Genomic DNA, 26,259 nt, shown 5'->3' with positions numbered 1-26,259 from the left:
GCTGCCCCGGAATCAGGAAAACAGCCCAAATATCTCCCTTTCGATCTTTTCGACGATTGACGAAAAATCCTCGGGTCTCTCCACAAAGTCCAGTTCATTCACATCCACGATCAAAAGCTTACCTTCCTTATAGCCTCCAATCCACTCTTCGTAGTGGGAGTTCAGATTTTTGAGATAGTCGATCCGCATTGCGGTCTCATAGGATCGGCCACGTTTTTCGATTTGTCCGACGAGTTTTGGGATGTCAGCTTTCAGGTAAATCAGCAAGTCAGGTGCTTTCACATGCGTGATCATCGAATCAAACAGGCTTCTATAATTCAAGTAGTCCCGCTCTGTCATCAGTTTACTTTTGTAGAGATTGGCTGCGAAGATGTATGCGTCCTCGTAGATTGTCCGATCCTGAATCGTGGAGATGGGACTTTCCTGGATTTTCCGGATTTGATTGTAGCGGGAATTGAGAAAATATACCTGCAGGTGAAAGGCCCAGCGCTTCATGTCCTCGTAGAAGTCTGGCAGGTAGGGGTTTTGATCGACGGATTCAAATTCCGCCATCCAACCATAGTGCTTTGCCAATTTTTCAGTAAGCGTGGTTTTCCCGCTGCCGATGTTTCCGGATACTGCTAAATGCATGTTTGCTTAAGTTATTACTTTGAAAACCTCGGTGACACGACTAAATCCTTGCTTCCGGAGGTATACTTGTAAAAGCCTTCGCCGGTTTTCACGCCTTTGAAACCGGCTTCGACCATGTTTACCAGGAGCGGACAGGGCGCATATTTTGGATTCCCGAATCCATCCTGAAGAACCCTCAGAATCGACAAACACACATCCAGCCCAATAAAGTCAGCGAGTAGCAAAGGCCCCATCGGATGCGCCATGCCTAGTTTCATCACTGTATCGATCTCCTCAACTCCAGCTACGCCCTCGTAAAGACTGTAGATTGCTTCGTTGATCATAGGCATCAGGATTCTGTTTGCCACAAAACCTGGATAGTCGTTGACTTCCACCGGATCTTTGCCCAGCCTGCGGGAAAGCTCCATCACGGAATGAGTGACTTCATCGGAGGTCGCATATCCGCGGATCACTTCTACCAGCTTCATGATGGGTACGGGATTCATGAAATGCATTCCGACGACATTAGCAGGACGCCGGGTTACAGCAGCTATTTTGGTGATCGATATGGAGGAGGTATTGCTTGCTAGAATCGCACTTTTTGGTGAAAATTGATCCAGTTGACGGAAAATATCCAATTTCAGATCGAGGTTTTCAGTAGCCGCTTCGACGACCAAATCTGCATTTTTCACGCCTTCTTCCAAGCTTGAAAACGTGGAGATCCTGGCTAGTGACGCTTCTTTATCCTCTTGAGCAAGTGTTCCTTTAGCCACTTGGCGATCCATGTTATTGGAGATCTTTACCAGGGCTTTTTCTAACAATTCGACTTTAATATCGATCAACGACACATTATAGCCATTTTGAGCAAATACGTGGGCAATGCCGTTTCCCATGGTGCCGGATCCGATGACTGAGATGGATTTCATAATGCGGTGATTGCGAGTGAAAAGTGTTATGATTTGGGTTTTCTCTGGCCTGTGAGCCATTTTGATTGTTTCAAAACTAAGTTTAAGCCGGTCCAATTCCAATATATCCTGGTCGTTTCCCGACTGGGAATGTCATAAAAAAGGCGATGTCTCAAATCGATTAATCCCTACCTTTGATTTATGAAAGAACTTGGTCTAATCAGCAACCTTACAATTAATCGATTTACGGACTACGGAGCTTATTTGGCACTTAGCGATGGGGGAGAAGTCCTTTTGCCGAAAGGCTACCTGAAAGACGAAAAGGAAGGAGATAGTGTAGAGGTGTTTGTCTACACTGACAGCGAAGACCGACCGGTAGCAGTGACTCAAAAGCCCTTAATTTTTTTGGATGAATTTGCGGTTTTGGAGGCTAAGGAGGTTACCAAGTTTGGTGCTTTCATGGATTGGGGCTTGCCGAAGGATCTTTTTGTTCCCAATTCCGAGATGGCCAAACCGATGATCGCTGGTCAGAAATACCTGGTTCGGCTATGTGTGGATTTCAGGTCTAACCGCCTAATCGGGGTGACTAAATACCGGGAATTTATGTATCCTGCCCCAAAGGATTACGAGCCGGGAAGCGAAGCGAAAGGGATGATCTTTGAAAAAACGGAGTTGGGCTATAAAGTCCTCCTTGAAGACAGGTATGAAGGACTGCTTTACTCCAATGAGGTTTTTCAGCCTTTGGAAATAGGCTCGATTCGGAAACTCTGGGTGAAAAAGCGACGCGAAGATGGCAAACTGGATCTTCAACTCTTGCCGGCAGGACGGGTAAAATACGACGAAGGGTCAGAGAAAATTCTGGCTGTCTTGGAAGGTACAGGCTTTTTGCCACTCCACGACAAATCAGACCCCGCTGCCATTCAGGCCTCACTCGGCATGTCCAAGAAGCATTTCAAGCAGTGCATCGGACAGCTATTCAGAGCTAGGCTGATTACCATCGGAGAAGATGGGGTCTATCTTAACAGGGAAGATTAATCCAGCTTAAGTATATCACTCGGTGTACGGCAAAGTATCGCTTTGTTTCTGAAGATCGCAATGGGGCCTTTGATCAAATGGGGAAACTTCACCAGAATATTTAACCATCCCTCATCGTCCCAGTCTTTGCCCGCGATTTGATTCTGATAATCGGGATGCGATCTGTTCAATAAGTCTTTGGCTCTCAATTGTAGTTTCTGAAGAATTTGATCCCATTGTGTGGCAGTGATCGGCTCTTTGATGACATCTATCTCGTTGACGAATTTAGTCAGAGATTTGGCGTAGGCCTTGGTTTGCTTGTCGATAGACTGGGATGAACTGTGATAGAAATACAGTTCGGATGGATGAAGTCTCATAGCGCTAGGGTTTAGTGTACAATAAGATAGTAAATATTCTAATCAATTGAACTTCAATATTTTGTAATGTTGAAAATTGACCTTAATAATTTTTCAAAAGAAAGTCAATCTGATTTTCCGGCTAACAGGAAACTGAAGGAAAAACTCAAGAAGACTAAACCTAAAGACCTTGATGCAAAATTTCATCGAGCGAACGAGGAAGCTTTTGCTACAATTGATTGCTTAGATTGTGCCAATTGCTGCAAAACGACCAGTCCGATTTTTATTCAAACGGATATCGATCGCCTTGCTAGGTCTTTTAGGATGAAAAGCAGCGAGTTTATTGATAAGTACCTGCATAGGGATTCAGATGGGGATTACGTACTGAACTTTGCCCCCTGTCCATTTCTAAGTGTTGACAATAAGTGTTTTGTCTATGAAGACCGACCAAAGGCCTGTCGGGAATATCCACATACCGACCGGAAAAATATGCTCGGAATTCTCGACCTGTCGTTGAAGAATACCTTGGTCTGTCCGGCGGTGCTCAAAATATTTTATGAGATCGGCAAAGAATATAGGAAGTAAACCATTTCTTTTGCTTTTTTGATAATCAAACCTATAAATAACGCTATGAGCAAGCAGGAGTCTCTTTTTCTGGGAGTGGATGTCGGAGGAACACACCTAAAAATCGGATTGGTAGATCGGGAAGGGAAAATGTTGGACTTCCAAAAGGAAGATACGAGACCCTATAGAGATCACCCCGATGGATTTGGAAAGTGTTTCATCGATGGATTGGGCAAATACCTTACCAAATACCCCGAGGTCGATAAAGTCGGGATCGGCTTGCCGGGGATGATCACCAAGGATAGGGCAACACCCTTGGAAATCCCTGCTATTCCTGATCTCAATGGATTTCCGCTCAAAGCTGGGCTTTTGGAAAAATATCCCAACCACGAGTTTTATATGGAAAACGATGCTGCTGCTGCTGCCATCGGTGAATTTTACTATGGAAAATGCGACACCGTCGAGAATTTTTTGTTTATCACGATGGGAACCGGCATAGGAAGCGCCATGGTCCTGGATGGCATGGTGTTCAAAGGTTCACGAGGTAATGCTCTCGAAATGGGGCACATGCTCTCTAGAGGAAATGCGGGCTTGGAAAACTTAATCGGCAGAAATGGAATTCTCAGGATCATGGAAAACCTGATTTCCTCTTATCCCGAAAAAGCCGGTGAACTGGTGGGGAAAGAGCTGGGTACGCACTTGCTCGTCGATACAGCAAAAAGCGGAAACGAGGTCTCTCTGATGGTTTTCAAAGAAGTAGCTGAAATCTTGAGCGAGGCGATAGTGTCAACGGTCAGAATCCTGGACGTAACGGACGTTTATTTTGGAGGTGGAATCTCAGCTGGATTGGAATTCATGATGCCGACGATCGAGTACAACACCCGAAAGTATCTCACTCATTACTATGTAAAAGATTTGAAGTTGAAGAAGGCAACGTTGGAAAACAACGCCGGAACACTTGGGGCAGCGGCCCTGTGCTTTATGGGTTCAGGGTTGTAATTGTCACCTCAGACACTTTACTTATTGCATTCATTCGAAAAAGGACTCTTAGGGGTTCTTTTTCCGATTCTACCCCGATGCAATCACCACTTGGCTCGAGAAAATAGAAGAAGAAGCTTTGGCTTTTGTCCACCAATTCAACCCGATCTGGTCGTCCAAGAGTTTTGATCAGTGCTTGATTGTCTTCTCCCAAAAAGTTGTTTTTTGCGGCTTTGAAAGCTTCTAGGTCCTGTAGTCTGAGGCCTTTGCATCCATCACGGTCAGACTTCCAGTTTTTCAGGTTTACCTCACCTACGTTTACGGGCCCACTGCAGGAGGTCATCGAGTAGATTGCCAGCACTGAAAAAAAGAAACTGATCTGTCGCATAGTCTTCAATTTTGACTGCAAAGATGGGCGCAAAAATTGAAGCTTTCGCAAAAATCGGGAACTGAATAAATTTTAGAGGAGGGAGAAGTGGCAGTTCTCTGAATTTCATCCCGTTGAAAATACTACGAAGCTAGCTGTCAGAATTATCGCCGATCGGATCAGATTCGTATCTCTTTCAGTTAATCCAAATCGTTTATATTAGCGCGTTCAATCAATCAATCACATGTATAATCGGTTTGGAAAAGTATTCTACTACACCAGTATTTTATTTTTCGTTTTCTTTCTTCTTTATTTCTATTCATCACTTGCTGAGACAGTTGGACTAGGTATCGACGAAAATGGATTGGTCACCAGGTTAGTAGACAAAGGGACATTCTTTTATGGAATGGCTGCAGCTTTCTTAGGCTTGAATGCTGTCACCATTTTTACTCCAAAGTCTCTTGAAACCAAATCGAACAAGAAACTCCACCGGATCTTTCCGATCGGAGATCCCTACCGGGATTACATTTTGGCCTGGTTTTATTCCTTTGGCGGGATCATCAACCTCAGCCTTTCCCTGCTGGTGTTTTTTGTTCATTCTATCAATAACCAAGAGGTCATTGCTTCCAGTCAGTTCAACTTTTTCTTTTATCTCATGCCAGCCTTGTTGGCACTTTGGGCTGTCGGATTAATTGCCCTGCTGATGGGAAAATTCAAACAAGTACAAAAAGGAGTATAATCGAGTACTATGGCAGAACCAGTTAAGTATACCGAAGACAGTATCAAGTCCCTGGATTGGAGAGAGCATATCCGACTTCGCCCGGGAATGTATATCGGAAAGTTGGGAGATGGAAGTGCCCAGGATGATGGGATCTATGTGCTGGTCAAAGAAATTCTCGACAACTCCATCGATGAACACATGATGGGCTATGGTCGAAATATCGAAGTGAAAATCTCTGAGCATCGGGTGGAAGTCCGGGATTATGGGCGAGGCATTCCCTTGGGAAAAGTCATCGATTGTGTATCGAAGATCAACACCGGAGGAAAATACGATTCAGGCGCTTTTCAAAAATCCGTCGGTCTAAACGGGGTGGGTACCAAAGCGGTGAACGCACTTTCGGATTATTTCAAAGTTCAGTCGTTTCGGGAAGGAGAGACCAAGATGGCAGAGTTTGATAAGGGAATTCTGACCAACGACGCACCGATTGGTAAAAGCTCTGAGAGAAATGGAACTCGGACGACTTTTTCTCCCGATGCTTCAATCTTCAAAAACTATCACTTTATCCCGGAATATCTCGAAAATCAGATCTGGAATTATGCCTATTTGAATGCTGGGCTGACGATCAATTTCAACGGAAAGAAGTTTTTCTCTGACAAGGGGCTCTTCGATCTGCTTTCGAATAAGGTGGACGAGGAAAGCATAAGGTATCCAATTATCCACATCAAGGGGAATGATATCGAAGTGGCGATCACGCACTCGGGTTCCTATGGTGAAGAATACTATTCTTTTGTCAACGGACAGTACACGACGCAAGGCGGGACGCACTTGGCAGCTTTTCGCGAAGCAATTGTGAAGACCATTCGGGAGTTTTACAAAAAGGATTTTGACGCGTCTGATGTGCGGCAATCGGTCGTTGCAGCGATTGCCGTTCGGGTGCAGGAACCGGTGTTTGAATCTCAGACCAAGACTAAGCTCGGGTCGCAGAGTGTCGGGCCAGATGGACCTACACTCCGGACTTTTGTCAATGATTTCATCAAGACAGAACTCGACAACTACCTACACAAAAATCCAGCGACTGCTGATGCTTTGCTGAAACGAATTTTGCAATCAGAGCGAGAAAGAAAAGAGATTTCCGGTATCAAAAAACTGGCAAATGAGCGGGCCAAAAAGGCAAACCTCCACAACAAAAAACTGAGGGATTGTAGGGTTCACTATGATGATCCCAAAGCAAACGAGGATTTGAAAAACAACTCGATGCTTTTCATTACCGAGGGGGATTCCGCATCGGGCTCGATCACCAAATCCCGCGACGTGCAGACTCAGGCCGTGTTTTCACTGCGAGGCAAGCCGCTCAATTGCTTCGGCATGACGAAAAAAGTGGTGTATGAAAATGAGGAATTTAATCTCCTGCAGCATGCACTGAACATCGAAGACGGAATTGAAAGCCTTCGCTATCGGAAGATTGTGATCGCTACGGATGCCGACGTAGATGGAATGCACATTCGTCTTTTGATCATGACCTACTTTCTTCAGTTTTTTCCCGATTTGGTGAAAAACGGGCACCTGTTTATTTTGGAAACCCCACTCTTTCGGGTGAGAAATAAGAAAGAGACGATCTATTGCTATTCAGACGAGGAGCGGCAACGTGCCATCCACAAACTTGGAAGTAAGCCTGAAATCACGCGTTTTAAGGGATTGGGCGAGATTTCTCCGGAGGAATTTGGCGGATTTATCGGAGAGGATATTCGATTGGAACCGATAATTCTGAATAAGGAAACGAAGATTTCTGATTTGTTGACTTTCTACATGGGAAAGAATACGCCAGATCGACAGAACTTCATTATAGCCAATCTGAAGATAGAAAAGGATCTCGCTTTGGAAGATCCCAAAAAGGCGGAAGAAGAGGAAAGCGAGGCAGCTTGATTATGCCCTAAAATCGCGAATACTAAGGTTTTCGCATGAATTGAGCAAAAATTTATCGGGAAGAGAAATAGGATCTTAACACGGGATTTCCACCCAGAATGAAATCTCCGTTTGTGATCACCTTAGGGGATGAATTATGGCATCGCCGGTTCGGTCCAAGACATTGCGAGACCATAATGGTGCTAGAGAAATACCGCTTGGGTTTGTTGGTAGAGATCTGTTTGAAAATATGATTTCGGTGAGCTTGGCTTTAGTGACCACTTACCTTTATCAAAACTTGATGTAGTAAATGAGTGATGAGAATAACATAGCAGACGGGGCAGACGAAAGTCTCCACACGACCGTTCCGGTGACCGGAATGTATAAAGACTGGTTTTTGGACTATGCGTCCTACGTGATCTTGGAGCGTGCTGTGCCGGCCATTGAGGATGGTTTGAAGCCGGTACAGCGCCGGATCATGCATGCCATGAAGGAGATGGATGACGGACGATTCAACAAGGTCGCCAACATCATCGGTCAATCGATGCAGTATCACCCACACGGTGACCGATCTATCGGGGATGCGATTGTCAATCTTGGCCAAAAAGAACTTCTCATCGAAACCCAGGGAAATTGGGGAGATGTGAGGACCGGTGATGGTGCTGCCGCAGCCAGATACATTGAGGCACGCCTGTCCAAATTTGCGCTTGAAGTTGTGTTCAATCCTCAGACTACCGAATGGCAGCTATCCTACGACGGACGCAAGCGTGAACCGGTAACACTTCCGGTCAAGTTCCCGCTTTTGCTGGCGCAGGGCGTGGAAGGCATTGCGGTGGGGCTTTCGACCAAGATCCTCCCGCACAACTTTATCGAACTGATCGAAGCCTCGATCGAAATCTTGAAAGGCAATAAAACCAACGTACTTCCTGATTTCATCACGGGTGGCTTGGCGGACTTTTCCGAATACAACGAAGGCTACCGAGGCAGTAAAGTGAAGGTTAGAGCCCGAATTGAAGAGGAGGATAGTAAGACGCTTGTAATTAAAGAAATACCGTACGGAGTCACGACCGATACGTTGATTGATTCGATCTTGAAAGCCAATGAGAAAGGCAAGATCAAAATCAAAAAAGTCGTAGATAATACGGCCAAAGATGTCGAAATCCAGATCCAATTGACTCCGGGAGTGTCGCCGGATGTGACCATCGATGCACTGTATGCTTTCACGGATTGCGAAGTGTCGATCTCTCCCAATGCCTGCGTGATTATTCAGGACAAGCCAGTTTTTCTCACGGTCAATCAGATCCTAGAATACAACACCAAGCAAACCAAAGAGCTTCTCCGTCGGGAACTGGAAATCCGCAAAGCGGAGTTGATGGAGAAGTTGCTCTTTTCCTCTCTTGAGAAAATATTCATCGAAAACCGCATCTACCGAGACATTGAAGAGTGTACGACTTGGGATGGTGTGTTGGAAGCGATTGACAAGGGGCTAGATCCCTACAAGCCGGATTTTTACCGGGAAATCACCCAAGATGATCTCGTCCGACTGACCGAAATCAAGATTAAGCGGATTTCCAAATTCGATGCGTTTAAGGCGGATGAACTGATGAGACGTCTACAGGAAGAGCTGAAAGAAGTCAACTACAACCTGAAGCATCTCACGAATTATTCCGTTAAATACTACCAAAACCTCCTAGATAAATTCGGTAAAGGACGGGAGCGAAAGACTGAGATCCGGGAGTTGGATGCCATTGAAGCCACGGTCGTCGCTGCCAATAACGCCAAGCTGTATGTGAATCGAGTGGATGGATTCGTCGGCTCAGGACTCAAAAAAGATGAGTTTGTCTGCGACTGCTCCGACATGGATGACGTGATTGTCATCCGTCGAGATGGGAAGTTTATGGTTTCTAGAATCCAGGACAAAGGCTTCATGGGCAAAGATATCCTGCACGTGGGCATATTTCGGAAAAACGACGACCGGATGACTTATAACCTGATCTATCTGGAAGGCGCCTCAGGAAGATCGATGGTCAAGCGCTTTCAGGTGGGCGGCATTACCCGTGACAAGGAGTACGACTTGACCAAGGGAACGAAAGGAACCAAAGTCACCTATCTTACAGCCAATCCAAATGCTGAAGCGGAGCTGGTGACTATATTTCTGACTCAGGGAGCAAAGGCTCGCGTCAAGGTCTTCGATTTCGACTTTGCTGACATCGAGATCAAGGGGAGAGGGGCCGGAGGGAATATCTTGACCAGATATCCGGTGCGTAAGATTCAGCTCAAGATGGAAGGAAAGTCCACGTTGGGTGGGTTGAATATCTTCTACGACCCAGTCGTGGGAAGATTGAATACGGATCAACGAGGCAAGCTCATCGGCAACTTCCTTGGGGATGACAAGATCTTGGTTTGCTATCGAAACGGCGATTACGAGCTCACCAGCTTTGAACTGACCAACCGATACGAGCCGGCTGATGTAGTCTTGATCGAGAAGTTTGACATAAAGAAAGTTATCTCGGCGATTTACTATGACGGAGGAACTAAGACGTATTTTGTAAAACGCTTCTTGATCGAAACGACTACGGTCAACAAGCGATTTAACTTCATCACAGATCACAAGCAATCGGCATTGAAGATCATTTCGACTGCAAGTCAACCGCAGATTTCGGTGACGTTGATCAAAGGCAAAGAAGAAGAAGTGATGGAATATGACTTGGATATGCTCATCGACGTGAAAGGTTGGAAGGCGCTCGGGAACAAGCTGAGCACTTATCAGGTGAAAGAAATTTCCCTCCTTCAATCCGAGAAAGACGCCGAAGCGGAACCTGCTGAGGACGAGATCGAAGAGACTGATTCAAGCCAACAGCTAGACGTAGGAACCAAGATTGACTTGAGTCCGAAGAAAGACGACGAAGATCAACTGGGGCTATTCTGATAGCCCCTTTTTTTGCTATGAGTGAAGAACAAAACACCTTTGATCCCGGCCTCCTAGACTATCTCGGCCAGTATATCACCAAACATAAAAAGGCCGTGATAGAGCGGGTTTTAGCCAAACGAACGCGTCATTTCACAGTCGTGCTGGAGGATATTTTCAAGCCCCATAATGCCAGTGCGGTGATCCGAACCTGTGATTGTTTTGGGCTTCAGGACATTCATGTGATAGAGAAAACGGACCAATACAAGGTGAATCCTTTTGTCACCCGGGGTGCATCCCAATGGGTGGATTTGCACAAATACTACCAAGTCGGTGGCAACTCCGTGGACGCCTGTTTTTATTCCCTCCGGAAAAAGGGCTACAAGATCTACGGTACGAGCCCAAGTGCTGACTCGATTTCATTGTACGACCTCCGGCCTGATCACAAGTTGGCCTTAGTGTTTGGTAACGAACACGAGGGGATTTCCGAAGAAGTCAAGTCTAAGTCTGACGGATTGGTTCATGTGCCGATGCAGGGTTTTACCGACAGTTTTAATATCTCAGTGGCTGCGTCGATCTTTCTTTTTGACCTGGTGAGAAAAGCAGAGAAGTTGGACATCGAAAACTTTCATCTTTCTGATCCTGAAAAGAACGAGCTGCGGATGAAGTGGTATCGGGCAATTGTGAAGAACTCGGACATCCACGAGAAGGTATATCGGAAGAATTTCGAAAATAAGATCTGATCAGTTTTTTTTGAACAAGCCGGAAAAAGGCTTTTTGGGAGGATTTCTCGAAGATTTTTTAGCTTTCTGGCGTTCTTTCTGCCGACGCTTTTGCTCCTTGCTTTTCACCAAAACGGCACGAGCCGAGATCCCGACCTGTCCTCTGTAAAACTCTTCCCGGCCGCTTATATTGATATTCGGCTTGTAGTCCACGGCGATGACGGCATTGGCGACGGTCAGCTCGATGCCCGCCACCAGATCCACCCCAACTGTCGCATTGCCATAGGTATGGATGATTTCCTTGGTTCCCGGATTCTTCACAAAGCTTTCCTCGTTTCCAAGTCCAATTCCCCCTCCTAAATAATAATTGAAACGCTTCGAGATGATGGGTTTGTGTTTTTGCGCAAGGAGCGAAAAGTAGGTATTCCGATCAAAGTCCGACTGGATAATTCCCTCCAAAGTCACATGTTCAAAGACACGCTGTTGCATCGTCAATCCGACGGTGCGGTTGAGCTGAGAGTTACCAAACCTGAGTCCAAGTGCGGTGCCGTACCGTTGTGAAAAGGCGGCGTTGGGGAGGTGGACAATCAGGAAGAGTAGGAGGAGACTGTAGGTTTTGGACATGGATTTCGAGATAGAACTCGCTATCAATCAATTACCATTCCAATGCAGAAAAGTCGCTTAATCTATTCTAGAGTCAAATTCAAGTCACTCCGGGAATACATTTGAAAAAAGAAGAATCTCCAAGGTGTTGCAGGCGCTGGGAGAGTGAAAGGCAAAAAAAATCCCTCGGGAGAGGGATTTTTGACTAAGCTTCTGTTTCGCTGACTACAATCTTTTCGATCTTGTCGCCCGCCTTGATCGCGTCGATGACATCCAGGCCTTCTACCACTTTGCCAAAGCAAGTGTGGTTTCTGTCCAGATGAGCCGTGTTGTCGCGGCTGTGGCAGATGAAAAACTGGGAGCCTCCGGTATTTCTGCCTGCATGCGCCATGGAGAGGACGCCTCGGTCGTGGTATTGGTTTTCACCGTCCAGCTCACATTTGATCTTGTATCCAGGTCCTCCGGCGCCGTTGCCAATCGGGCATCCGCCTTGGATTACGAAATTGGGGATCACACGGTGAAAGGTAAGCCCATCGTAAAAGCCTTTCTTTGAAAGGTCAATAAAATTTTGAACAGCAATGGGAGCGTCTTTTTCATAGAACTCCACTTTCATGGTTCCTTTTACAGTAATAATTTCTGCAGTTTTCATCAGTTTAAAATTTCTGGTTTGTCCGACCCTGGGGTCAAAAGAATTTGGAACGCAAAAATAGGACTTAGCAACCGTACTTTGACTATCAAAATTAAAAACCAAGAAAATCGCATGTAAAAGTCTTTCTCGACCTCAGGCTGGGAGCTTGCCCACGGAGAACTCTGTTTAGAGGTTCTTCTGCCAAATTTCGATTCCACGATACGATGGCAAGAGTAGTTCAAAGTCCAGTCTATAACTCAACAAATGCCCAAATCCCATCTTTTGGTAGAATTTCTTGGCTTGGGGCTGTGAGGCCATGACTTCCAGCCAGATCGTCTTGAGCCCATTTTCACGCGCTATGGATTCACAGTGTTGTAGGAGGGTGGGAGCGATGCCCTTTCCGTGGAATTCTGGGTGAAGGTAGAGCCGATGCAGTTTCATTGCCTCCGGAATCTCTATCTGCCGGGGTGAAAAAGGGTATTCGTACTTGAGGATTCCAATTTTTCGGCCCGCAAGCTCTACAAAAAAATAGTGGCTCCGTGCCCGATTGAGTTCCTTTTCCAGGGTCAGCGGATTGTAGCTCAGATCCACATACCAATCACCCTGATCCAACCAAAAGTCCCGGTAGCCAGCTCGATAGATTTCGTCCATCATCTGAAACAAAGTGGGCTGATCTTCAAGGTGAACGCGGTTCAAAATCAGTTCTGAGACTGAAGAGATTTTCATTTTTGAAATTAGATAAACGTGTTACGATAATCCGCTATTTTTCCAAAGCCATCTCTAACCTTGTGCTCCGAAATACTAGGCGGAATTGTCTAGCGCCGAGAAGCTAAAGCGTTTGAGGCAGTTCCTATCGGCGATTGTATCTTAAATAGCGATGCCCCACTTACCAGGCAATGCCATAGTCGTCTCCGTAGTTGCTGGCGCCGCCCCAGAGCGTGCTATGCTTCCAATCCAGCCCGATCGCGGTGATCGGTCCGGAGGTTTTCGTCCAAAAATCCATGTTATAACCCCGCTTGAGCAGGTCTCTCCGTACCCAGTCCGGTGTGTCCAGCCGCAGGGTGATCCCGCCCGGCTTAATCTCGTGGGCACCAAAGGAACTCTGCATCTGATAGGAATTGAAGTTGGCGGCCTCGACGGCCTCCTGTACATTCATGTCAAACTCGACGATGTTGAGGAAAAACTGCAACAGGTTTTGGTCTTGGGAATCTCCTCCCTGTACGGAAAATGCCAAGAGCGGCTTGCCGTCCTTCAGAGCCAAGCTTGGGGTCAAGGTTACCCTTGGTCGCTTGCCGGGTTCGGGTAGATTGTAGGGATTGAGGTTTTCGTCCAGGACAAAGCTCTGCATGCGCTGGGAAAGCCCCACCCCGGTATTGCCGGCGATGACGGCTGGAATCCATCCGCCGCTGGGTGTCACAGAGACGACCCAACCCTCGGCATCGGCTGTCTGTACAGAGGTGGTCCCACTTTGGAATTCGCTGATGAATTTCTCATCGGCATGCGAGTCTATTTCAGCGGGATCCAACGAGGCGAGGGCGAGTTGTTGCTTTTTCAAAAGATCCAGATGGGGGTTGGTTTCCCCTTGGAAAGGGTAGGGGTCGCCTGCGCTTATCTTGGGATCATTTTGGGCACCGATCAGCTTGGCGCGTTCTTTTGCGTAGTCTTTGGACAGTAGCCCCTCCATCGGAGACTTGACAAAAGCCGGATCACCATAGTAGAAATCCCGGTCGGCAAAGGCCAGGTTCATCGCCTGATAGACCGTGTGGATGTAGTTGGCGGAGTTGTAGCCCATGCTTTTTAGGTCAAAGTTCTCGAGGATGTTCAGAGACTGGAGCAACGCCGGGCCCTGCGTCCATTCCTGCAGCTTATAGACGTCGACCCCTTTGTAGTTCACGTGAAGCGGTTCCTCGATTTTCACCTTCCAATTAGCTAGGTCTGCTTCGGTGAAAAGCCCACCTTGTTCTCTTGTTCCCCGAACGATCTCCTTGGCGATGTCACCCTTGTAGAAGCGGTCATAGGCAGCGTAGATGGCTTCCTTTCGGCTTTTTCCCGCTTTGAGCGCCTCTTGCTCGGTAGCTACTAGTTTGGATAACATTTGGAAAAGATCGTCCTGCACGAAGATTTCACCCGGCTCGGGCGCTTCCCTTTTTTCACCCAGGTGAGTCAGGAAAACCTTTTTGGAATACGGCCATTGCTTGATCCTGTCCTTTTGTGCTTCGATCGCATTGGCGGTTTGTGCCTCGATTGGGTAGCCTTTGGCGAGCTCCATGGCAGGCTGCAAAATTTCTTCCAGACTCATGGTCCCGTATTCGGCCAGCATGGTCATGATACCTCCTGGTGTTCCGGGAGTGGTGGCCGCCAAGGGGCCATATTCGGGAGGATAAGGCATGCCCTGACCTTTGTAAAAGTCCACTGTCGCACCGCTGGGTGCATATCCCAGGGCGTTGATTGCAATGACTTTTTTTTCTACCGGGTGGTAGATCAGGGCTTGGGTTTCACCACCCCAGGAGAGTACGTCCCACATGGTGGAAGTGGCCGCAATCATCGCACAGGCGGCGTCGACGGCGTTCCCTCCCTGCTGGAAGATCTGAGCTCCAGCAGTGGCTCCGAGGGGTTTGCCGGTGATGGCGACCCAGTTTTTGCCGTGAAGGATGGGCTTGTTGGTGCCGATGGTGCCTGCTCCAAGACCGGGAAGGCCTTGTGCCACTGATTCCAGAGCGCTAAAAAGGAAAACGATGAAGTAGAGATTTCTCATAGTAAGGTAGTCGGTCAATTAGTTGTTGTCATCAAGCAGCTGCTCCATAATGGGGACAAAGCCTGGGAATTGGGAATTATAGTAGGTGAAAAGCTGGAAGATTGCGCCTGTTTCTTTTAGATCAATTTCATTTTCGTGGGCGAAGGCCTTCATCTCTTCCGCTTTTTCGTCAAAGATCGGAAACAGCTTTTTCCGGCGCTTAGGTACCTCAAAAAGGTCTTTTCCTCGCAGATAGTAATAGACATTCCGCTTGATGATCTGATCATTTCGGTTGCCGACCATCAGGGCGGTGTTGTAGTTGGACTCTTTGAATACGGCTATCGTCCTTCGCATCAATGGAAGCTCTCCTTCGACAATCACTTCGAAGAAGCCTGATATCGGTACACCATCCTCTTTGAAATCCATGCCATTGACGAAATAACGGGGAACATTGTATGCGCTGTCCATCCAGACGATGTTTTGAATCCGCAAGCCCGGCATTACTGAGACGAGCTGTTTTTCGGGTTCCATGAGTTCAAACATATTGGAGTTGATGTTATAGCGGACCCGGAATCCTTCCAATACCGTCTGCTCGCGATAGAGTAGGATCGAGGCGACATTCCACTGATTGTCCAAGTAGAAGTTGCCTTCTACTTTTTTTGGCTCGGGAGAAATCCCATAGATTGTGTTACCCATCAGGTTGGGCCGTTCAACTAACTGCCGGCTGACGTTGGTTGCCCGAATTGTTTTCTGCAATGCGGCACCTGTTCCCTCACTTCCGTATTTAACCAGGTAGATGGTACCCAGCTCAAGATCTGCTTCGAGTCGGATTACTTTTTCATGCCTATTATATCCAGGGGCAGTGATCGCTAGGGTGTATTTTTCTGAAAGGATATTATCGATTTGGAAATTTCCGGCACCATTGCTGAAAGTACCAAAAGCGGTGTTGTGTAGCGTGACAGCGGCTCCCTCGATATGTTCCTTGGAATCAAAGTCCATGATCCGGCCTTGCAGGCTAAAATTCTGCGCTGGGGAAATCAACGAAAATCCGAGGAAAAGGCTGGAGAAAAAACCGAATAGTCTTATTTGAAAGATCATTTGGATACACATTGGACGGTAAACTAATATAGGGCAAACCTTGGAATGTTGCTAAATGAATTGATTTGGGCTTAGGAGAACGTCATCAGACGGCTATCGATTGGCTTTCTATGCATTAAGGGCTTATATTTGAGAGGGTCTTAAGTTTTGGAGGCCAATTTTCCCCAATAAATCATCACTAGTTTGAGTTTTACAGCATTCAATTTTGAGCCCTCGCTACAGGAAGGGCTCGACGCCATGGGCTTTGATCGCCCTACACCTATCCAGGAGATGGCAATTCCGGTTATTTTAGAAGGGAGGGATTTGATCGCCTGCGCACAGACCGGAACAGGAAAAACTGCCGCTTTTGTACTACCTATTCTCAATAAAATTTCGAAATCAGGATCCGGTACACTTAACACCCTGATTTTGGCACCAACTCGCGAATTGGCGATTCAGATTGACCAGCAGATTCAGGGATTTTCCTATTTCCTCGGAATCAGTTCTGTTCCGATCTATGGAGGTGGAGACGGTATCGTGTGGGAGCAACAGAAGAAAGCACTTGAAACCGGCGCTGAAATCGTCGTTGCCACGCCTGGTCGCTTGATCGCATTGCTTGCTGGCGGCAAAATTGACCTTAGCTCTTTGGAACATCTGATCCTAGATGAAGCCGACCGAATGATGGACATGGGGTTTTCGGATGACATTTTGAAAATTGTCAACTACCTCCCTCAAAACCGCCAAACAATTCTATTTTCGGCGACTATGCCTCCAAAGATCCGTCAGTTCAGTATGAAATTTCTGAATAGACCGGAGGAAATCTCCTTGGCGATCGGTAAGACTGCCGAGGGCGTGACGCAATCCATGTACTCGGTTTACGATACCCAAAAGGAGGATTTGGTTCGATATATTCTTTCTAAGAAAGCCTACGAAGCGGTGATCATCTTTGCGTCGACCAAAGACAAAGTGAAAGCGTTGTACAAAGTGCTCAGAAAACAGTTTGATATTGAGGCTTTCCATTCTGACCTGGAGCAGGTCGAGCGGGAAAAGATCATGTCTAATTTCAAAAATAAAGCAGTCAAGATCTTGATTGGAACCGACATCATTTCGCGTGGGATCGACGTGGTTGGTATTGAATTGATTATCAATTTTGATACACCAAGTGATCCCGAAGACTATGTACATCGCGTAGGACGAACGGCCAGAGCAGATAAAGAAGGCGAAGCGATCACTTTTGTCAATCCAAAAGATCAATACAAGTTCGTCAGAATTGAAAAGTTGATCGGGATGAATATCACTCAAAATTCTCTTCCAGAGGGTTTTGAAAGCGGTCCTGAATATGCGGGAGAAAAGTCAAAACCATCGGGTGCACTTTCATCGGGATCTAAACCTAAAAACAAGAAAAAGAAGAAACCAAATAATAAGCAAGCAGGAGAAGGTAGAAGTCCTGCGCATGATTCCAAGCCACGTTCAAATGCTCCAAAGCCTCAGGCAGCTCCGAGGCCAGAAACTCCTAAATCTGCTCCAGTTGCAAATGAAACAACCGAGACATTCAGCAAATTCGGACAACGAAAGAATGTAATTGAATCTTGATATTCAGAGGTTTGTTTTGGTTTATATAGTACTTCAGGTATCTTGAAGTACTTTTTATTTTTAAACCCAAACCCCAGCACTCCATGCAAACCATCAAATTGAAATCAAGAGGACCATCGGTCTCTTACCTTCAGGAACTTCTCATAAATCTAGGATACCAGAATCCGGCCACAGGCTATTTTGGAGATTTGACTGCTGTGGCGGTCAAGGATTTCCAGTTGAAAAACGGCCTGGTATCTGACGGGGAAGTGGGAGTGAAAACCTGGACCATCCTCATTGATAAAGCCAAACCTGCCCAAGTGCTTGGAGATAAATTTTTGTCGGAGCAGGATTTAAAGAATTTTGCAAGTAAAAACAATCTTGAACTCGCTGCGGTTAAGGCTGTCAATGAAGTAGAGAGCAGCGGCAAAGGCTTTTTTGTAGACGGCAGGACAAAGATCCTTTTCGAAGGCCATGTTTTTTGGGGACTGTTGGAGAAAGCCGGAATCAATCCGTCTACTCTTGCCAATGCATCCAACGCAGATGTGCTTTACTCCCGCTGGACCAGAGCACACTATGTAGGTGGCCCGAAAGAATATGACCGCATGGAGAAAGCTGCCGGTATTCACACCAATCCTAAAGTGAGAGCCGCGGCCTTGGGTTCGGCATCTTGGGGCAGCTATCAAATCATGGGTTATCACGCTTCCAAACTCGGTTATAGCTCAGTGCAGGATTTTGTCGATCAGATGGAAGTTCATGAGCGAAATCACCTCGATGCATTCGGAAGATATATCACGGCATTTGGATGCATCAACCATCTTAGACAAAAAAACTGGGCTGCGTTTGCAAAATGCTATAATGGGCCTGCCTATGCGCAAAACAAATACGATATTAAAATGGCCAACGCCTACAAAAAATTCCTAAGTCATTCTTAATGAACACAAAAGAACTAAATCAGCTTTTTCAGAGAGATTTAGAAAAGCTGGGTGCGGAGCTATCTGCCTATACCGACGAGACTAAACTTTGGATCGTCGATCGGGAAATCGCGAATTCTGCTGGCAATTTGGCGCTGCATCTGCTGGGAAATCTTCGGACATTCATCGGATTGGATCTCGGCAATATTCCCTATGTGAGAAACAGAGATCATGAATTTGGCGGCAAGGGGGTGTCGCGCGAGGAGTTGTTGAGGGAACTGGAGGAAGTAAAATCGATTGTGGAAAGTTCTCTTTTAGGGTTGGCACCGGATAGAATTCGCGATATGTCCGTGCAGACTTTTTTCGGCTATCAGATGACCATAGGCTTTTTTCTGATTCATCTTTATGGACATTTCAATTACCACCTGGGGCAGGTTAACTATCATCGGAGACTGCTGGGCTAGGCGTGCTGAATTAGACTTTGGCAACGCTAAGGTGAGAGAGATCGAAAGTTTAGTGATGAGGTACCTTTTTGTCGAAACAATAAATAATTGCGCCCAAGAGCACGATCCCCAGTCCCGCGAAACTTTCCCCCGGTCGATCCCAAAAAAGATAAACCAGCACACTGCTGCTGAAACTCAGGTAGAGGTATTGCAGCCAGGGTTTCAATGGACTCCTAAATCCGCTTTCTTTTGAGATCCTTAGGGAGGAATAGACTGTGATCGTCCCCATCAGTTGGAGTACAAATCCGGCGTAGAGCATGATCTGCTCAAAAGATCCCGAAAGAAAGAGGATAAGACTCAGAGCGGTATTGAGAAATATGGCCCTCACTGGCACTCCCTGGGAGTTGACTGCTGCGAGAGGCCTCCAAAGTCGAAAATCCCTAGCCATGGCATAGGTAATTCTGGGGCCCACCCATGCGTAGCCGGAGATCGTCGCGATCAGTTGAATACCGATGAATAGACTAACCCACAGTGCTCCATTGCTCCCGAGCAGGTTGCCAAAAGCAATGTCGGCGACCTCGACCTCCCCGGCAAGTTGCTGGACCGTCGCATGCTTGAGCAAGGCAAGCTGCAGCAGGATATACAAGATCATTACTGAGACCGTCGCCCAAATCAACGCTTTGGGCAGGTTTTTTTCGGGCTGATCGATTTCCTCGATGATGTACGCTGCGGAATTCCAACCGGTGTAGGCGTAGAACACATAGATTAAAGACACCGCAAATCCCGGCACCAATACTTCCTTTTGCCAAGTAGAAGAAAAATCAACAGCGGAAAATTCCACGGTGGATGGAAGCGAAAAGCCGAGTCCAATCAAGATCACAATGAAAGTGATTTTGATCAGGGTGAAAAAGTTTTGTACACCGGCAGATCGCCGAATTGAAAAGACATGTGCTATAGGAACAAAAAGAAGCAAAAAGAGTCCCGGCAAAATGCTGTCCCCGAGTATAGGACTCAAGTAGCCGTTAATGGCCATAGCGGCGATAGCAATGGGTGCGGAAAAGCCCACAGTCAGTGACACCCACGCATAGCAGTAACCAACAGCCGGATGGATAGTCTCGGAAAGAAAGACATAATCGCCTCCGGTTTTCCGGAAGTGAGTGCCCAACTCTGCATAGACAAGTGCTCCGATCAAGGACAACATACCACCAAGTGTCCATAGCAACAGTATAGACCAAGTGTTTTGTATTTCTGCCAATTGGAATCCCAAACTGGTGAAAACTCCAGTTCCGATCATATTAGCCACGACCAAAGCCGCAGCAGACTTCCAGGAAATTTTGGACGAAGTGCTCAATGACGGCCGGTTTTAGCGAAAACAGTAAGAAATGACAAGGTGCGGTTAATAGATTTATGAACGGCTGGCAAGCACTTCATCAAAATAGTGCATGTGCGGTTTACAGGCAATTTAGGCTGGATAGAAATTTTTTGGACAGGAGACTAAGTTGATTTTCAACGTAACTGGCCACATCGATAAATTATTTTTCTGCATTTACGCGAATCTGCCAGTTTACGAATTTTCTTGGTCAATGGGGCTCGAAGACCGTTGACCAATTTTGCGTTTTGCTGTTGTTGAAAGTTGCGATGAATAGTTTATGCGGATACTGGCAAAGTACCGTATGTCTAAATTATTTTAAGTTAAAAAACCTATAAATGACGGTGATTAGGCCCTGTTTCTGCCATTGGGTGTTTTTTCGATTGGGATCAAAAGATTCACGTCCTATATTTAATGATTGTATTTTAGGTATACAGTTAAACTAACAGACTAGAAATCTAACTTCTATGACGAAGTATCTTTCTCCTCAATATGAAGATGTTAAGCCCATGCTGACAGCAGTGGATTGCATTATTTTTGGTATCCAGGAGACCAAGCTTAAGTTGCTGGTTTTTAAGCGAGAGGTGGAGCCGTTCGCAGGATGTCTGTCTCTGCTGGGCCGCTTTGTGAAAGTAGAGGAGTCCGTAAGCGAAGCCGCCGAGCGAATTCTTTTTGAGTTGACAGGGCTGGAAAACATCTACATGGAGCAACTTCATTGCTTTGGTCGGTTTGATAGGGATCCTGGAGGCCGAGTCGTTGCGATTGCATATTGGAGCTTGATACGCGTTGACCAAAACCACCTGGAATTCAATGTCAGGTCTCACGAAACCAAGTGGATTTCCATTGATCGAATTTCCGAACTGGTTTTGGATCACGGTGAAATGGCAGAACTGGCAATTGCCAATTTGCGGGAAAAGGCAAGATTTAGGCCGATCGGTTTTGAGCTTTTGCCGGAGGAATTTACACTTCGCCAATTACTTATGGTGTACGAGGCTATTCTTGATCATCCGATCGATAGTCGGAACTTCAGGAAAAAACTACTCAACTCCGGTCTCTTGATTCCTCTCACTAAAAAAGACAAGTCAACTTCCAAAAAGGGCTCGTTCCTGTATAAGTTCAATCAGGAAACCTACCAAAAACTCTCTCAGGAGGGGTATAGCTTTGGTTTTTAAAAGTCTGCTTATCCTTTTCTGTTTTTTCGGAGGAAAAAAGCACCGATGCTTTTTAAGATCTAAGAATTGCTGGGATTGAATGGCGTGAATCTTCGTTTCGGCCAATTTTTCGCCTGAAAAAACAAAGAAAAATCATTCTCAAAATTGAATTTTCCTGGTTTACAGAAAATCGATCGTTGCGATTTGACATTCTGATCTCTTTTGCTAGCTTTATAAATGTATGAAATACATTTAATTTTTCATTTTCATTTTTAAAGTTCACTATCAGGATATTATGAATAGAGATTTTGGAAGGATTGGTAGATCAAAGGAGCACGGAAAAAAGGGGAGTATGCAGACTTGGTTGGATGAAGGATACACGATATTTTCTGCAGAGGGTCCGTCTTCCATTCAGATTGAACGGGTCGCCAGAAACCTCGGCAAAAACAAATCAGGTTTCTACTACTTCTTTAAAGACCGAGAAAGTTTTGTCGAATGCCTGATGAACGAGCACCGGGGAAGATTGGATTCCTTAACCCAACAGATTCGAGAAATTCGAAATTTCAACCCCGAATACTTTGAATTTTTGATTGAACATAAGGAGTCGTTTTTTTTTCAGATTCAATTGGCGAAAAATAGAGAGACCGAGCTATTCCACGAGACTTTAAACTATTTCAATTCACGGATTGCCGCTGCGGCGATTCCGTGCTGGAGTGACTATTTGGAATCTTCCATTGAGGTCGCCGAGAAGCTTTGGGGCCTGACCAGAGATGCGATGGTTTGCAGGGTGACTTCAGAGCAATTTACCTATAGCTGGCTTGCAGATCTGGCGAGCGAAGCGAAGATGATCGCCTGCCAACAGCGCCCTCGGTCCTTGGCTTACCTACAGAATTAAAAAGGAGCTGGTTCAATTACAGTAGATATTGCATAATTATAAGATAGATCAAATTAAGGGTTAAAGTATAACAGAGAGGCTGCCTTTACTGGGGACGGCCTCTTTCGTTTTTACGCAGCTAGGATTAGTTTGGTAAGCGGCCGTTTTTAAAACATCCGCAGTTGATTTTTATACCGCTGGTTTGGGCGAAGTTGGGCTATTGGTTTTCTTTGCAGAAAAATCAACCATTCCTATGCTCATCAATACGATAAAGCCTTTTCTGGGGCTTTTTCTTTTTGCGACAACTTTTGCGGTTTCCGCACAGACTGGACGTTTCCAGCAGGCTGTTGACTACAAGATAGACGTCCAGATGGATGTCCAAACTAACCAATACAAAGGGACTCAAAAACTGGAGTACACCAACAACTCACCGGATACGCTGACTCGGGTTTTTTATCATATGTATTACAATGCCTTCCAACCGGGCAGCATGATGGATGTAAGGTCACGCACCATTTCTGATCCTGATCGGAGAGTAGGAGATCGGATTTCCAAATTGCAGCCCGACGAGATTGGATTTATCCACGCTAAAAACTTGAAAATGAACGGTAAGTCTGTCAGGTTCAAGGAAGTGGAAACCATTCTTGAGGTCGATTTGGCAGAGCCGATTTTACCAAGCGCTACAGTGACCTTTGAGATGGAATTCGAAGGTCAGGTGCCGCAACAAATACGTAGATCAGGAAGAGACAATTCCGAAGGTGTGCGACTCTCTATGTCTCAATGGTATCCAAAGATGGCCAATTACGACGAACAGGGCTGGCATGCAAATCCCTATATCGGGCGGGAGTTCTATGGAATTTTCGGAGATTTTGATGTCAAAATTACCATCGACAAAAGCTATGTTTTAGGAGGTACTGGCTATCTGAAGAATCCTAATGAGATCGGCTATGGCTATGAAGAAGGGGGGGATAAGGTTGCAGAACAAAAAGGAAATACACTAACCTGGCATTTTGTTGCGCCCAAGGTCCATGACTTTATGTGGGCTGCAGATCCCAACTACAAGCATGACAAGATTAAAATGTCGAATGGTATCACGGTTCATCATCTGTATATTCCCGGTGAAAAGACCTCTGAATCCTGGGAGAAGCTAAAGGAATACACTCCAAAGGCGATTGAGTTTCTTTCCAAAAACTTCGGTCAATATCCTTATAAGCAATTCTCGGTAATCCAAGGAGGAGACGGAGGAATGGAGTACGCGATGGCCACCTTGATCACCGGTGAGCGTTCCCTGAACAGCTTGGTAGGAGTGATGGTTCACGAACTGGCACACAGCTGGTTTCATGGTGTATTGGCATCGAATGAAGCACTTTATCCCTGGATGGATGAGGGGTTTACCAGCTACGCCAGTGCACTGACGATGTCAGCAATATTCCAGCCAAGCAAAGATCCTCTACGCGCTGCCTATGCCGGATATTATAAGCTGGCGAAATCGGGTACGGAAGAACCCCTGTCGACTCACGCAGATCACTTTCAACTCAACTCTTCCTACAGTACTTCATCCTACTCCAAAGGAGCTGTATTCCTGGCCCAATTGGGCTATATTATGGGTGAGGACGTAAGGGATAGAGCAATGTTGCGCTATTTCCGTACTTGGAAATTTCGCCATCCAAATGTGAACGATTTTATCCGAGTTATGGAAATGGAAAGCGGCATGGAGCTGGATTGGTATAAGGAGTATTTTGCAAATACTACCAAGACAATCAACTACAGTATCAAAGAAGTAAGATCAAGCGGGGAGAATACCGAAATTACGCTGGAGCGGATCGGACTGATGCCGATGCCTATAGATCTGGTAATTACCTATAAAGATGGTACTGCCGAGTCGATTTATCTGCCCTTGGTAATCATGAGAGGGGAAAAGGAAGCGCAAACTGACATGCCAACACGTATTCATACCGAAGCATGGCCATGGACAAATGTATCCAAAACGCTGGTGCTCACCAGGGACTTCAAGACTATCAAATCTGTGGAAATAGATCCGAGCAAAAGAATGGCGGATATAGAGCAGGATAAAAATAAAGTGGAGTTTTAGGCTCCACTTTAAACAGTATACAAAAACAAAAAGGTGGCCTTTGACCACCTTTTTGTTTTTAAGATCACTCAGCGTTCTTCTTGTCTTGAACTTCAGTGCGAATTTCTTGTGCAAGATTTTTCAAATCCTGCATACCTTTTCGCACCCGAGTACCAGCTGCCTGATTTCCCTTGTCATAGAACTTTTCGAAATCACCTTCAAGGCTCATTACAAGATTTTTGACTTCACTAAATCTGCTCATAGTAAAAGTTTATTTTATAGGTTGATGATAAGTTTATTTTGATCCAATATAGCCCAAATACTTACCAATTCAATCCAGAGGCCTTTTTTTTTGATTTTTTTTTTACTCCCCAAATGAAAGTGCGAGTTCCGAATTTTTGTAAATCCCAGAAGCCAACTTGTCCTTCACAGCAGCAAATGCGGTGACTGTTTCTTCGACATCTTCCAACGTGTGAACCGCCGTAGGAATTAATCGCAAGATTATCATTCCTTTAGGTATTACCGGGTAAATGACCACTGAACAGAAAATTCCGTAATTTTCACGCAGATCCATGGAAAGCGCTGCCGCCTCGCCTACAGTCCCGTTGAGGACTACAGGAGTCACAGGAGAATTTGCCTTTCCGGTGCTGAATCCATGTTCATGGAGTCCTTTGCGCAGCGCGTGTACGATCTTCCATAGATTATCTTTCAACTCTGGCTTTGTTCTGAGCAATTCCAGTCTTTTTAGTGCACCTTCCACCAACAGCATTGGTAGTGATTTTGCGAAAATCTGGGATCTCATATTGTATCTCAGGAACAGGATGACATCTGCATCACCTGCGATAAAAGCTCCGATGGAAGCCATTGATTTTGCAAAAGTGGAGAAGTAAAGGTCAATCTGATCTTGTACGCCCTGTTCTTCATCCGTGCCAGCTCCGGTTTTTCCCATGGTACCAAAGCCGTGTGCGTCGTCCACCAGAATTCTGAAATCAAATTTCTTTTTGAGTTCGACTATTTCTTTCAACTTGCCCTGGTCTCCAGTCATTCCGAATACACCCTCGGTGATTACAAGAATTCCTCCGCCAGTTTCGGCAGCGAGTTTGGTCGCTCTTTCCAGTTGTTTCTCGCAGTTTTCGATGTCGTTGTGCGGGAATACGTAACGTTTGCCCAGATGCATTCTCAACGCATCGATGATGCAGGCGTGACACTCGGAATCATAGACAACGACGTCTTTACGATCCAGAATCGCATCGATCACCGACATGATGCCCTGGTAGCCGAAGTTCAACAAAAAGGATTTTTCCTTGCCGACGAACGCCGCCAGTTCATCTTCCAATTGTTCGTGAAGGTCAGTCTGTCCAGACATCATCCGGGCACCCATCGGGTAAGCAGCACCCCACTTGGCAGCTCCGTCCGCATCAGCTTTTCTTACTTCGGGATGGTTTGCAAGTCCCAGGTAGTTGTTTAGACTCCAGGTCAGAACGTCCTTTCCTTTGAATTTCATCCGGGGAGCGATCTCTCCTTCGAGTTTTGGAAATGACCAATAACCATCCGCAAACTCAGAGTGTTTGCCCAGAGGGCCCATATTCGTTTTTAATTTTGCAAATAGATCCAAAGCAGTTTGAATTTAGTGTTTAGGCGAATTGTTGATTTTTCTCTAAAATCCGCCAAAAATAAGATTATTATGCCTTGGATGCAAAAAACACTTTTTATCAAAAACCTAGTCCCAAAACCTCAGAATAATTTCCTTATTTCGCTGGAACCCAAAATCCTGAAT

Annotated in this window: 25 protein-coding genes; 13 read left to right on the top strand and 12 right to left on the bottom strand. The window is 45.9% G+C overall.

What is annotated here, in order from left to right:
- Positions 1-12: 12 nt before the first annotated feature.
- A complete protein-coding gene (locus tag ABD031_RS13210) occupies positions 13-630 on the bottom strand; it encodes a deoxynucleoside kinase (protein WP_343852215.1) in 618 nt (205 codons plus the stop codon).
- A gap of 14 nt (positions 631-644) precedes the next feature.
- Positions 645-1,535 carry a 3-hydroxyacyl-CoA dehydrogenase family protein gene (locus ABD031_RS13205; protein ID WP_343852213.1) on the bottom strand — a complete coding sequence of 297 codons (891 nt, stop codon included), beginning with the start codon at positions 1,533-1,535 and terminating at the stop codon, positions 645-647.
- Between the two features lie 180 nt (positions 1,536-1,715).
- On the opposite strand from ABD031_RS13205, the gene ABD031_RS13200 reads away from it, so the two are divergent.
- Positions 1,716-2,549: a CvfB family protein gene (locus ABD031_RS13200; protein WP_343852211.1), complete on the top strand. Its 834-nt coding sequence runs from the start codon at positions 1,716-1,718 to the stop codon at positions 2,547-2,549.
- Here ABD031_RS13200 and ABD031_RS13195 read toward each other — a convergent pair.
- The gene (locus tag ABD031_RS13195; RefSeq protein WP_343852209.1) at positions 2,546-2,905 is read right to left on the bottom strand and encodes an arsenate reductase family protein; all 360 of its coding nucleotides are present in this window, start codon (positions 2,903-2,905) and stop codon (positions 2,546-2,548) included. The genes ABD031_RS13200 and ABD031_RS13195 overlap by 4 nt on opposite strands.
- 66 nt (positions 2,906-2,971) lie before the next feature.
- Here ABD031_RS13195 and ABD031_RS13190 point away from each other — a divergent pair, with 66 nt between their 5' ends.
- Positions 2,972-3,469 (top strand): YkgJ family cysteine cluster protein, encoded by a 498-nt coding sequence (locus ABD031_RS13190; protein WP_343852207.1) that lies wholly within the window; start codon positions 2,972-2,974, stop codon positions 3,467-3,469.
- 45 nt (positions 3,470-3,514) lie between these two features.
- A complete protein-coding gene (locus ABD031_RS13185) occupies positions 3,515-4,447 on the top strand; it encodes an ROK family protein (protein ID WP_343852205.1) in 933 nt (310 codons plus the stop codon).
- On the opposite strand, the gene ABD031_RS13180 is transcribed toward ABD031_RS13185, so the two are convergent.
- The gene (locus ABD031_RS13180; protein ID WP_343852203.1) at positions 4,428-4,814 is read right to left on the bottom strand and encodes a hypothetical protein; all 387 of its coding nucleotides are present in this window, start codon (positions 4,812-4,814) and stop codon (positions 4,428-4,430) included. The genes ABD031_RS13185 and ABD031_RS13180 overlap by 20 nt on opposite strands.
- Before the next feature lie 223 nt (positions 4,815-5,037).
- Here ABD031_RS13180 and ABD031_RS13175 point away from each other — a divergent pair, with 223 nt between their 5' ends.
- The 4 genes from ABD031_RS13175 (at position 5,038) to ABD031_RS13160 (ending at position 11,067) form a co-directional block, all read left to right on the top strand.
- Positions 5,038-5,532: a DNA topoisomerase IV gene (locus ABD031_RS13175; protein ID WP_343852201.1), complete on the top strand. Its 495-nt coding sequence runs from the start codon at positions 5,038-5,040 to the stop codon at positions 5,530-5,532.
- A 9-nt stretch (positions 5,533-5,541) separates the two neighbouring features.
- On the top strand, positions 5,542-7,437 hold the full coding sequence (locus tag ABD031_RS13170; protein ID WP_343852199.1) for a DNA topoisomerase IV subunit B: 1,896 nt from the start codon (positions 5,542-5,544) through the stop codon (positions 7,435-7,437).
- Positions 7,438-7,726: 289 nt separating this feature from the next.
- The gene (locus tag ABD031_RS13165; protein WP_343852197.1) at positions 7,727-10,345 is read left to right on the top strand and encodes a DNA gyrase/topoisomerase IV subunit A; all 2,619 of its coding nucleotides are present in this window, start codon (positions 7,727-7,729) and stop codon (positions 10,343-10,345) included.
- A gap of 17 nt (positions 10,346-10,362) precedes the next feature.
- Complete coding sequence (locus ABD031_RS13160) at positions 10,363-11,067, top strand: TrmH family RNA methyltransferase (RefSeq protein ID WP_343852195.1); 705 nt, start codon at positions 10,363-10,365, stop codon at positions 11,065-11,067.
- Here ABD031_RS13160 and ABD031_RS13155 read toward each other — a convergent pair whose 3' ends face one another.
- From ABD031_RS13155 to ABD031_RS13135, 5 genes are all read right to left on the bottom strand, one after another.
- Positions 11,068-11,670, bottom strand: coding sequence for a hypothetical protein (locus ABD031_RS13155; protein WP_343852194.1), 603 nt, complete (start codon positions 11,668-11,670; stop codon positions 11,068-11,070). It abuts the gene before it with no gap.
- 184 nt (positions 11,671-11,854) lie between these two features.
- Entirely contained in the window at positions 11,855-12,298 is a 444-nt protein-coding gene (locus tag ABD031_RS13150; protein WP_343852192.1) for a peptidylprolyl isomerase, read from the bottom strand.
- A gap of 165 nt (positions 12,299-12,463) precedes the next feature.
- Positions 12,464-13,003 carry a GNAT family N-acetyltransferase gene (locus ABD031_RS13145; RefSeq protein WP_343852190.1) on the bottom strand — a complete coding sequence of 180 codons (540 nt, stop codon included), beginning with the start codon at positions 13,001-13,003 and terminating at the stop codon, positions 12,464-12,466.
- Between the two features lie 160 nt (positions 13,004-13,163).
- A complete protein-coding gene (locus ABD031_RS13140; RefSeq protein WP_343852188.1) occupies positions 13,164-15,032 on the bottom strand; it encodes a gamma-glutamyltransferase family protein in 1,869 nt (622 codons plus the stop codon).
- Between the two features lie 18 nt (positions 15,033-15,050).
- On the bottom strand, positions 15,051-16,109 hold the full coding sequence (locus tag ABD031_RS13135) for a carboxypeptidase-like regulatory domain-containing protein (protein WP_343852186.1): 1,059 nt from the start codon (positions 16,107-16,109) through the stop codon (positions 15,051-15,053).
- Between the two features lie 183 nt (positions 16,110-16,292).
- On the opposite strand from ABD031_RS13135, the gene ABD031_RS13130 reads away from it, so the two are divergent.
- The 3 genes from ABD031_RS13130 (at position 16,293) to ABD031_RS13120 (ending at position 19,038) form a co-directional block, all read left to right on the top strand.
- On the top strand, positions 16,293-17,681 hold the full coding sequence (locus tag ABD031_RS13130; protein WP_343852184.1) for a DEAD/DEAH box helicase: 1,389 nt from the start codon (positions 16,293-16,295) through the stop codon (positions 17,679-17,681).
- An 83-nt stretch (positions 17,682-17,764) separates the two neighbouring features.
- Entirely contained in the window at positions 17,765-18,595 is an 831-nt protein-coding gene (locus ABD031_RS13125) for an N-acetylmuramidase domain-containing protein (protein ID WP_343852182.1), read from the top strand.
- The gene (locus ABD031_RS13120; RefSeq protein ID WP_343852180.1) at positions 18,595-19,038 is read left to right on the top strand and encodes a DUF1572 family protein; all 444 of its coding nucleotides are present in this window, start codon (positions 18,595-18,597) and stop codon (positions 19,036-19,038) included. The genes ABD031_RS13125 and ABD031_RS13120 overlap by 1 nt, the downstream gene beginning before the upstream one ends.
- Positions 19,039-19,087: 49 nt before the next feature.
- Here the strand turns inward: ABD031_RS13120 and ABD031_RS13115 are convergent, their stop codons facing one another.
- A complete protein-coding gene (locus ABD031_RS13115) occupies positions 19,088-20,368 on the bottom strand; it encodes an APC family permease (protein WP_343852178.1) in 1,281 nt (426 codons plus the stop codon).
- Positions 20,369-20,853: 485 nt separating this feature from the next.
- Here ABD031_RS13115 and ABD031_RS13110 point away from each other — a divergent pair, with 485 nt between their 5' ends.
- The 3 genes from ABD031_RS13110 to ABD031_RS13100 all read left to right on the top strand — a co-directional run bounded on the left by ABD031_RS13110 (position 20,854) and on the right by ABD031_RS13100 (position 24,503).
- Positions 20,854-21,558 carry an NUDIX hydrolase gene (locus ABD031_RS13110; protein WP_343852176.1) on the top strand — a complete coding sequence of 235 codons (705 nt, stop codon included), beginning with the start codon at positions 20,854-20,856 and terminating at the stop codon, positions 21,556-21,558.
- Positions 21,559-21,832: 274 nt separating this feature from the next.
- Complete coding sequence (locus tag ABD031_RS13105; RefSeq protein ID WP_343852174.1) at positions 21,833-22,432, top strand: TetR/AcrR family transcriptional regulator; 600 nt, start codon at positions 21,833-21,835, stop codon at positions 22,430-22,432.
- A gap of 232 nt (positions 22,433-22,664) precedes the next feature.
- Complete coding sequence (locus tag ABD031_RS13100) at positions 22,665-24,503, top strand: M1 family metallopeptidase (protein ID WP_343852172.1); 1,839 nt, start codon at positions 22,665-22,667, stop codon at positions 24,501-24,503.
- 64 nt (positions 24,504-24,567) lie between these two features.
- Here the strand turns inward: ABD031_RS13100 and ABD031_RS13095 are convergent, their stop codons facing one another.
- Complete coding sequence (locus tag ABD031_RS13095) at positions 24,568-24,744, bottom strand: histone H1 (RefSeq protein WP_343852170.1); 177 nt, start codon at positions 24,742-24,744, stop codon at positions 24,568-24,570.
- Positions 24,745-24,846: 102 nt separating this feature from the next.
- On the bottom strand, positions 24,847-26,097 hold the full coding sequence (locus tag ABD031_RS13090) for an aminotransferase class I/II-fold pyridoxal phosphate-dependent enzyme (RefSeq protein WP_343852167.1): 1,251 nt from the start codon (positions 26,095-26,097) through the stop codon (positions 24,847-24,849).
- Between the last annotated feature and the right edge of the window lie 162 nt (positions 26,098-26,259).

Origin of the sequence: Algoriphagus jejuensis, from assembly GCF_039523455.1 — a bacterium.
In the GTDB taxonomy this organism is placed as follows: domain Bacteria; phylum Bacteroidota; class Bacteroidia; order Cytophagales; family Cyclobacteriaceae; genus Algoriphagus; species Algoriphagus jejuensis.
The sequence above is the reverse complement of the archived record's forward strand: the minus strand, read 5'-3'. Positions and strand labels throughout refer to the sequence as shown.